The organism is Halorubrum sp. SS7 (assembly GCF_005435055.1).
Lineage (GTDB): Archaea > Halobacteriota > Halobacteria > Halobacteriales > Haloferacaceae > Halorubrum > Halorubrum salinarum.
The window spans coordinates 1-464 of sequence record NZ_SGXV01000309.1; the positions used below are offsets into that span (position 1 = coordinate 1).

The 464-nt window shown below is 66.8% G+C and carries 1 pseudogene; it reads right to left on the minus strand.

The features are described from left to right. Positions 1–101 precede the first annotated feature (101 nt). Positions 102–464 (minus strand): annotated as a pseudogene (locus EXE44_RS18155) (sodium:calcium antiporter); the annotation flags it as partial.

Below are 464 nucleotides of genomic sequence, written 5' to 3' on the forward strand. Positions count from 1 at the left end.
GAGACGCCGAGGGAATTCCGATGCGGATGGCGTACTGGAGCGCGGCGCCGCTGGCGTGACCGCGCCGACATCGACGGATCGAAAAGCGACCGGAGGCTCGCTCAGTCCTCGCGTTCGGGGAGGGATTCCCGGCGGCCGAACGCGGTCTGTGCCGTCCGCACCGTGCGTCTGACGAGTTCGTTCGCGCTCCGCCGCCGCTTGACGAACAGCGCGATCCCGAGGACCGCGTAGACGGCGGTGAAGGCGTACAGCACCGTCATGCTCAGTTCGGTCGCGGCGGGCTCGGCGTAGGTCCGAATGATGTAGAACTCGGCCATCACCTGCGTGGCGAATAAGACGAGCAGCGCGACCGCCTCCCGGGCGCTGATCTCGAAGTTGACGATGATGGCGATGGCGAAGAAGCTCTGGGCCGCCGTGATCCAGATCTCCGCGGCCTGCTTGGCGTCGAACGAGAGGGTCCCGAT